8 protein-coding genes and 1 tRNA gene are annotated in these 8,820 nt (G+C 58.5%); 8 read left to right on the forward strand and 1 reads right to left on the reverse strand.

Features of this window, described 5'->3' with window-relative positions; genetic code table 11:
• Nucleotides 1–608 (reverse strand): SdiA-regulated domain-containing protein (locus tag ABY948_RS09345; protein WP_461482264.1); only part of this gene is annotated, 608 nt, incomplete at its 3' end.
• 349 nt (nt 609–957) lie between these two features.
• Here ABY948_RS09345 and ABY948_RS09350 point away from each other — a divergent pair.
• The 8 genes from ABY948_RS09350 to pnp form a co-directional block, all read left to right on the forward strand.
• Nucleotides 958–1,034: transfer RNA gene (locus ABY948_RS09350), tRNA-Met, on the forward strand.
• Between the two features lie 148 nt (nt 1,035–1,182).
• On the forward strand, nt 1,183–1,641 hold the full coding sequence (rimP, locus tag ABY948_RS09355; protein WP_461482265.1) for a ribosome maturation factor RimP: 459 nt from the start codon (nt 1,183–1,185) through the stop codon (nt 1,639–1,641).
• A gap of 22 nt (nt 1,642–1,663) precedes the next feature.
• Nucleotides 1,664–3,154, forward strand: a complete 1,491-nt coding sequence (gene nusA, locus ABY948_RS09360; protein WP_461482266.1) for a transcription termination factor NusA — start codon at nt 1,664–1,666, stop codon at nt 3,152–3,154.
• Nucleotides 3,155–3,183: 29 nt separating this feature from the next.
• On the forward strand, nt 3,184–5,736 hold the full coding sequence (gene infB / locus ABY948_RS09365; RefSeq protein ID WP_461482267.1) for a translation initiation factor IF-2: 2,553 nt from the start codon (nt 3,184–3,186) through the stop codon (nt 5,734–5,736).
• Nucleotides 5,737–5,763: 27 nt separating this feature from the next.
• Nucleotides 5,764–6,162, forward strand: a complete 399-nt coding sequence (gene rbfA / locus ABY948_RS09370; RefSeq protein ID WP_461482268.1) for a 30S ribosome-binding factor RbfA — start codon at nt 5,764–5,766, stop codon at nt 6,160–6,162.
• 2 nt (nt 6,163–6,164) lie between these two features.
• A complete protein-coding gene (gene truB, locus ABY948_RS09375) occupies nt 6,165–7,124 on the forward strand; it encodes a tRNA pseudouridine(55) synthase TruB (RefSeq protein ID WP_461482269.1) in 960 nt (319 codons plus the stop codon).
• Nucleotides 7,125–7,277: 153 nt separating this feature from the next.
• Nucleotides 7,278–7,544, forward strand: a complete 267-nt coding sequence (gene rpsO, locus ABY948_RS09380) for a 30S ribosomal protein S15 (protein WP_461482270.1) — start codon at nt 7,278–7,280, stop codon at nt 7,542–7,544.
• A 58-nt stretch (nt 7,545–7,602) separates the two neighbouring features.
• The coding region (pnp, locus tag ABY948_RS09385; RefSeq protein WP_461482271.1) for a polyribonucleotide nucleotidyltransferase at nt 7,603–8,820 on the forward strand (1,218 nt) is incomplete at its 3' end.

Here is an 8,820-nt window from a genome sequence, read left to right on the forward strand (position 1 = left end):
AAGTCCTTATTACCATAGGAGTTTTGTTCAAGATCCAGTGGGCTGGAGATGGAGATTGATCCGGTGTTGGCGGCAAAGCCATCAATCAGCCACAGCTGGCGGGGATTCTTCTCGTTCACAATGTAGAGCTGCTTTGTTGCGGGGTTGATGGTCAATCCCTCGAAGCCGTTGTTTTCAGAATCATCCCCAGGCATGCGAAATTGCCTTTGGTTTTCCAGTGTGAGGCTCATGGTGTCTGGCCGGATATCAACCATCACAATGGTGCGCCGCCGCTCTTCCAGAATGGCGAGCTGGCCATTCCCCACATAGGTGACATCCTCGGTATCTTCAAAGCCGTGCAGCGGAATTTTGCGCAGGACCTGTCCAGCCAGGTTGAGCTCAAACAGCTGTTCCGGATTGTTGGTCACGGCAAACAGGCTGTCGGTCTCCGGGTTGTAGGTTAAACCGGAAGCGTTGTCGGCGATTCCCTCCAGCGCTGTCGGGACACCGTGCAGTTGATAGCGGTCCAGGGCGAGCTCGTCGAGGGCTGCGGTTGGGTAGGCGCTGGTTCCCTGCGTCTCAAACAGTACCAGCAGGATCACGCTGCCCATGGCCAGGGAGAAGCACATTTGGGGCATCGCTCTGGCGCGGATAGGTTTGGGGCGTGGCCAGGACAGGCGGGGTAATCGAAATGGCATGTTGTTTTGGTTGCTCTGATTGCGATGGGCGGAATGTATCCTGCCTTCATGAAGGGAATATGACGGTTTTTTCAGGGCGAGGCAAACAGGTTAAACCGGATCGTCAGATAAAAGACAATTTAGCTGCTAATTGCCCTTGACCGAAAGGGGGGGCGTACCTATAATTCACCGCCCTTGAAGCAGCCACTTGGCGGTTTCGGGCGAAGCCGGAAGTTATGACCCGGTGGGTGCAGGAGACATGCTCAGTCTTCGCGGTCGCAAGGCCAATGCAGTAGTTTGATGCGGGGTGGAGCAGCCTGGTAGCTCGTCGGGCTCATAACCCGAAGGTCGTAGGTTCAAATCCTGCCCCCGCTACCAATTCGGATGTCAGTGCCAACTGATGTCCTGCGCCAGTACAAGGCGCAGTCGAAAGGCCCCTTCTTAGGGGCCTTTTGCTAGGTGCCAAAAAAGTAGTTTAGAAGTGGGCCGCGTGCCCATTTTTTCATTGTGAAACCAAGAGGTTGCAGTGGCGACAAAAGAGGAAACCCTGAAGGCGATGATAGCCCCTGTGGTGGCGGCCCTGGGTTGTGAGTTTTGGGGGCTGGAATACCTGTCCTCCGGCCGTACTGCCATGCTGCGGATTTACATTGATCGCGATGAAACAGGCGTGACGGTTGAAGACTGTGAAAAGGTCAGCCGTCAGGTAAGCAGCCTGATGGATGTGGAAGACCCTATCGGTGGTGAATATACCCTGGAGGTGTCTTCGCCGGGACTGGAGCGGCCGCTGTATACGCTCGACCAGTTCCAGCGGTATGTCGGGGAGGAGGTGGCCGTCAGGTTGCGCTTCCCCTACGAAGGCAGGCGGAAGTTCAAGGGCCGTCTGAATGGTGTTGAAGGCGAGGATATTGTGTTGATCGTGGAAGATCATGAATATCTGTTTCCTGTGGATAGCATTGAAAAGGCGAATGTCGTTCCCCATTTTTAAGGGCGTTTGCGAGGCTGACTGAATGAACAAAGAAATTTTGATGGTGGCGGAAGCCGTTTCCAACGAAAAAGGTGTTTCCAAGGACGTGATTTTCCAGGCCATCGAACAGGCCCTGGCCACCGCGACCAAAAAACGCTACGACGAGGATGCTCACATCCGCGTGACGATCAACCGCAGCACCGGGGACTACGAGACGTTCCGCTGGTGGGATGTGGTGAGCGACGACGTCCTGGCCGAGTTGGGCACCCAGTTCACCCTCGAAGAGGCCCACGAAAAAGATCCCCAGCTGAAGGCGGGGGATGTTTTCGAAGAGCCGGTTGAAAACATCGGTTTCGGCCGCATCGCCGCCCAGACCGCCAAGCAGGTCATCGTACAAAAAGTACGCGATGCCGAGCGCGCACTGGTGGTCGATCAGTACCGCGACCATGTGGGTGACCTGATCAGTGGCACTGTCAAAAAAGTGACCCGTGAAAATATTATTGTCGACCTGGGCAACAATGCCGAAGCCGTGCTGCCCCGCGAGGAACTGGTGGGGCGCGAAGTGTTTCGCATCAACGACCGGGTGCGTGCCATTCTCAAGGACATCAATTCCGAAAGCCGCGGCCCGCAGCTCTATCTGAGCCGCAAGTGCAAGGAAATGCTCATCGAGCTGTTCCGCATTGAGGTGCCGGAAGTGGCTGAGGAAGTGATCGAAATTCGCGGCGCCGCCCGGGATTCCGGCTCGCGCGCCAAGATTGCGGTGAAAACCAACGACGGTCGCATCGACCCGGTTGGCGCCTGTGTCGGTATGCGCGGCGCGCGCGTGCAGGCGGTCTCCAATGAGCTGGATGGGGAACGCATCGATATCGTGCTGTGGGATGACAATCCGGCGCAGCTGGTGATCAATGCCATGGCCCCGGCCGAGGTGGAGTCCATCATTGTTGATGAAGACGCTCGTTGCATGGACGTGGCAGTAGCCGCAGATACCCTGGCCATGGCCATTGGTCGCAATGGCCAGAATGTGCGCCTGGCTTCCGAGTTGACCGGCTGGAAAATCAACGTCATGACCGTTGAGGAAGCCGCCAGCAAGCAGGAGGAAGAATCCAGCTCACTGGTAACCACCTTTATGGACCGTCTCGACATCGACGAAGATGTGGCCATGGTGCTGGTGGAGGAAGGCTTTACCTCCGTTGAAGAGGTGGCCTACGTGCCCCTCGAGGAGCTGGCCAACATTGAAGGGTTTGACGAAGATATCGCCGAGGAACTGCGGGCGCGTGCCAAAGATGCCCTGCTGACCATGGCGCTGGCCTCTGAAGAGGGTGTCTCTGAACCCGCCGAAGATTTGTTGACCATGGATGGCATGGACGAAGAGTTGGCCCATACCCTGGCCGCCAACGGTATCGTCACCATGGAAGATCTGGCCGAACAGGCCGTGGAAGATTTGCTGGATATTGCAAACATGGATGAAGCGCGTGCTGCTGAGTTGATCATGACAGCGCGGGCACCCTGGTTCGCCGATCAGGGCGATAATTAAACGACAAGGCGGAAAATCGAGGAAAACTGATGGCTGAAGTCACTGTAAGCGAACTTGCCAAGGTTGTCGGAGCATCCGTCGACCGTCTGCTCAGTCAAATGCAGGAAGCTGGTCTGTCCCATAAATCTGCTGACGCGAGCGTCAGCGATGAGGAAAAGCAGAAACTGTTGGCATACCTGAAAGGTCTGCACGGCGAGCCGACGCGCGACCCGAAAAAAATTACGTTGCAACGCAAGACCGTCAGCACATTGAAAACCGGTGCTGGCCGCAAAACAGTCAATGTCGAAGTGCGCAAAAAGCGCACTTACGTCAAGCGCAGCGATGAAGCGGCAGAACAGGGTTCAGAGGCCGAGCAGCAGGAAATGTCATCTGTTGTGGACGCGCCGGCAAGTTCCATGGTCGACGATGTGGAACTGAAGCGTCAGGCGGCCATTGAAGCGCGCCGCAAGGCGGAGGAAGAGGCGCGCCTGAAGGCCGAGCAAGCAGCGATTCAGGCAGCAGCACAGGTAGGGCAGGCGGCGGAAGAAAAGCCGGCAGCCGTGGTCGAAGCAGCCGTGGTCGAGCCGGCGGCGGACACTCACAAGCACCTCAAGAAGCATATTAAGGAAGAAGACGCCGACGACGACTCCGAGGCGGCGCCGAAAAAGGCCAAGAAGCGCGGTGCCATCAAGGATCCCAAGCGCAAGAAGGAAGATTTGCTGAAGGCGGTTGTAGAAGAGGTTGAAGACGTCTCTGATGATAAAAAACCGCGTCTGCGCTCCGGGATTCCCGTGCCGATCAAGGTCGAGAACCGGCACAAGTTCAAAAAGCCCACTGACAAGATTATCCACGAAGTGGAAGTGCCTGAAGAGATCTCTGTCGCTGAGCTGGCCCAGCGCATGTCCGTCAAGGCAGCGCTGGTCATCAAGGAGCTGATGAAGCTGGGCACCATGGCCTCCATCAATCAGCCGATTGATCAGGACACAGCCATCCTGGTGGTGGAAGAGCTGGGTCACAAGCCGGTGCCGGTATCCGATCGTGAAGTCGAACTGAAGCTGATCAAGGCGCTGCAAAGCGAGGTGGAAGAGAACCTTGAGCCCCGCGCGCCGGTGGTGACGGTCATGGGTCACGTTGACCACGGCAAAACCTCCCTGCTGGACCACATTCGCAAGAGTCGGGTAGCGTCCGGGGAAGCCGGTGGCATTACCCAGCATATCGGCGCCTACCATGTGGATACCCCGAAGGGCACTGTGACTTTCCTGGATACCCCCGGCCACGCCGCGTTTACCGCGATGCGCGCCCGCGGCGCCCAGAGTACCGATGTGGTGATTCTGGTGGTGGCCGCCGACGACGGCGTGATGCCCCAGACCGAGGAAGCCATTCAGCACGCCCGCGCCGCCGGTGTGCCGATCGTAGTGGCGATCAACAAAATTGATAAGGAATCTGCCGACCCCGACCGGGTGACCAGTGAGCTGGCCGCCAAGGATGTGATTCCCGAGGAATGGGGCGGTGATGTGCAGTTCGTGAAAGTGTCCGCTCATACCGGTGAAGGTGTTGATGATCTGCTGGATGCCGTGTTATTGCAGGCGGAGCTGCTGGAATTGCAGGCTCCCCGCAATGTCCCCGCCAAAGGTGTGATCGTCGAATCGCGTATGGAGAAAGGTCGTGGCGCGGTGGCAACTGCACTGGTTCAGGCTGGTATCCTGCGCAAGGGTGACCTGGTGCTGGCGGGTGAAAGTGTCGGCAAGATTCGTGCGATGAACGATGAAGCTGGGCGCCCCACCACTGAGGCCGGCCCTTCCATTCCGGTGGAAATTCTCGGCCTGGATGTGCCGCCAGCTGCTGGCGAAGAGTTCCTGGTGGTCGAAGACGAGCGCAAGGCCCGCGGCATTGCCGAGATGCGCCAGGAAAAAGCGCGTCAGGAGAAGGTCTCTCGGCAACAGGCGGCCAAGCTGGAAAATATGTTTGCCACCTTTGAAGGTCAGGAGAAGGGTGTGCTGCCGGTGCTGGTCAAGGCCGACGTGCGCGGCTCCCTGGAAGCGATTTTGTCCGCCATCAGCGATATCGGTACCGATGAAGTGGAAGTGACCCTGGTGGGTTCCGGTGTCGGTGGTATCAACGAGTCCGATATCAACCTGGCCATTACCACCGGTGCCGCCGTCATCGGCTTTAACGTCCGCGCCGATGGCGCCGCCCGCCAGCTGGCGGAAGACGAGCAGGTGGACTTGCGCTACTACAGCGTGATTTATCATCTGCTGGATGACGTCAAGCAGGCTCTCAGCGGATTGCTGGCGCCGGAGCGCCGCGAGGAAATTGTCGGTATCGCCGAAGTGCGCGACGTGTTCCGCTCCCCCAAATTCGGTGCGATTGCCGGTTGTATGGTTATCGAGGGCACGGTCTATCGCAACAAGCCGATCCGGGTATTGCGTGACAACGTGGTGATCTATGAGGGCGAGCTGGAATCCCTGCGCCGCTTCAAGGATGACGTCAACGAGGTGCGCAACGGTGTGGAATGCGGCATCGGGGTGAAGGATTACAACGACATTAAAAACGGCGACCAGATTGAGGTCTTCGACATCAAGGAAGTGGCGCGACAGCTGTGATGATAGCGACAGCCGACGATATTACTTATGCCTAGAGAATTTACCCGTAATGACAGGGTCGCCGATGCACTGCAGCGCGAGTTGGCGCAGCTGATTCGCGACGAAGTGCGCGATCCGCGCCTGGGGCTGGTCAACATCACGGCGGTGGAAGTCTGTCGCGATCTGTCCAGCGCCAAGGTGTTCGTCAACCTGGTGGGCGCGGAAACCGCTGAACAGAATTTGCAAGCCGTCGAATTGCTCAATGGTGCCGCCGGTTTCCTGCGCTCGCAGATTGCCAAACGCATGCAGTTGCGCATCACCCCGCGGCTGCGCTTTATCTACGATCTCAGCGGCAAGCGCGGCCAGGAGCTGTCGGCACTGATCGAATATGCCGTGCACCGTGACAAAGAGCGGCACCAAGATCCAGACCCTTCCGAGGAGCACTGATCTTGGGGCGTCGTCGCAAGGGCCGGGCGGTCAACGGCATCCTGCTGTTGGACAAGCCGCTGGGTTTGTCCTCCAACAGCGCGCTGCAGAAAGTACGACATCTGTTCGGTGCCGCCAAGGCGGGTCACACCGGCAGTCTCGACCCGCTGGCCACCGGCGTGCTGCCGGTCTGTCTTGGGGAGGCCACCAAATTCACCCAGTTTTTGCTGGATGCGGACAAGTGCTATCGGGCGACCTTTCGCTTTGGTATCGCCACCGCCAGCGGTGATGCGGACGGCGACATTCTCTGCGAGGACGGTGCGCCCGGGTTGACGGCACAACAGCTGGCGCAAGTACTGCCGGCGTTTCGCGGCGAGATTGCCCAGGTGCCCTCGATGTTTTCGGCCCTCAAGCACCAGGGGCAGCCGTTGTACAAGCTGGCCCGCGAAGGGGTGGAAATCGAGCGCGAAGCCCGCCCGGTGACTATTTTTTCCCTTGAGGTCAGTGCATTTCGTTCCGGAGAGTTTCCGGAAGCCGATGTGGAGATTCATTGCAGCAAGGGCACCTACGTGCGCACCCTCGCCGAGGACATCGGCAAACAGTTGGGGTGCGGCGCCTATGTCTCGAAGTTGCACCGTTCGGCGGCGGGGCCTTTTGACGATCAACAAGCGTTCAGTCTGCCGGCACTGCAGGCGCGCTGTGAGGGACAGAGTCCCGAGTCGCTGGACGATCTACTGCTGCCGATGGACGCCGGAATCACCCAGCTGGCGGCGGTGGAATTGTCGGAAGACAGCGCCCATTATTTCCGCCAGGGACAGCCGGTGATGGTCCCTCAGGTCTATCAACAGAGCGAAGAAGGCGATATAGTGCGCGTCTTTGAAAATCGGGGCGGTCTGCCCGATGGGGCCGAACTCGCCTTTCTGGGGGTGGCCGAAGTGACCGACGACGGGCGCGTGGCGCCGAAACGTCTGGTGGTATTGTAAGGTCGCGCCCCGGTGGGCTGTGACAAAGAATTTGTCCCTCAAGGGACAATCAGCGGGCGGGGTGTAGCGGGTTGCTGCATCCGCCCATACCTAGGGTACCTGTAAATATGCGCGGGTACCCTGAACTCAAACCCGCATATTGGAGAAAAAACCATGTTAACTGCAGCTGAAAAAGACGCCATCGTTAAAGAGCACGCCCAGTCCGAGGGCGATACCGGTTCGCCGGAAGTACAGGTGGCACTGCTGACTGCCAACATTAACAAACTGCAAGGTCACTTCAGTGGCCACAAAAAGGATCACCACTCTCGTCGTGGTTTGATCCGCATGGTAAACCAGCGTCGTAAACTGCTGGACTACCTCAAAGGTAAGAACGCAACCCGTTACACACAGCTAATTGGAAAGCTCGGACTGCGTCGTTAATCGAATTGCTGACGGCTCCCTCGGGAGCCGTTCACGCGTAAGGAAATAGGTGATAATTGTGAATCCCGTAATTAAAACGTTTCAGTACGGTAACCACACCGTGACATTGGAAACTGGCCGCGTTGCGCGCCAGGCCACCGGTGCGGTGATGTGTACCATGGATAAGACGGCGGTACTTTGTACTGTGGTCGGCGCCAAAACTGCCAAAGAGGGCCAGGATTTCTTCCCCCTCAGCGTGCACTATCAGGAAAAAGCCTATGCAGCCGGCAAGATCCCCGGTGGTTTTTTCAAGCGCGAAGCCCGTCCCAGTGAAAAAGAAACCCTGACTTCCCGCCTGATCGACCGGCCGATCCGTCCGCTGTTTCCCGATGGCTACAAGAACGAAGTTCAGGTTATCTGTACCGTCATGTCCGCCGAGAAAAATGTCGACCCCGATATCGTCGCCATGATCGGCACCTCGGCGGCACTGGCCATTTCCGGCATTCCCTTCAACGGCCCCATCGGTGGTGCTCGCGTCGGTTATAGCCGCGACCAGGGCTACCTGTTGAACCCAACCTATTCCGAGCTGGCCGAGTCCGAGCTGGACATGGTGGTGGCCGGTACCCGCGACGCCGTGTTGATGGTGGAATCTGAAGCCCGCGAACTGCCCGAAGACATCATGCTCGGTGCGGTGCTGTTCGGTCACCAGGAAATGCAGGCCGTGATCCAGGTGATTGACGAGCTGGCCCGTGAAGTGGGCAAGCCACGCTGGGAATTGCCGGCTGTCGCCACCAACGAGGTGTTGGCCGATGCCCTGAAAGCGAAAGTGGGCGAGGCGCTGGATGCCGCTTACCGGACTACCGACAAGCAGCAACGCGTTGCTCAGCTCGACAGTCTGCGCAGTGAAGCCATCGCCGCCCTGGCCGGTGACGCCACTGGCGCCAGTGAAGATGACGTGCGCAATGCGTTCAAGAAGCTCGAGAAGAAAATTGTGCGCGGCCGCATCATCCGCGGTGAGCCCCGTATCGACGGCCGCGATGGCAAGACCGTGCGCGCCATTGATGTCGAAGTGGGCGTTCTCGCCCGCGCCCATGGCACCGCGCTGTTTACCCGTGGTGAAACCCAGGCGCTGGTCGCAGCGACCCTCGGTTCCATGCGCGACGCCCAGATGATCGACGCCCTGGAAGGTCGTCGCGAAGACCCCTTCATGCTGCACTACAACTTCCCCCCCTATTCCGTGGGTGAGTGTGGTCGCATGGGTGCCACCGGTCGGCGCGAAATCGGCCACGGTCGCCTG

The organism is Porticoccus sp., from assembly GCF_041592135.1.
GTDB lineage: Bacteria > Pseudomonadota > Gammaproteobacteria > Pseudomonadales > Porticoccaceae > Porticoccus.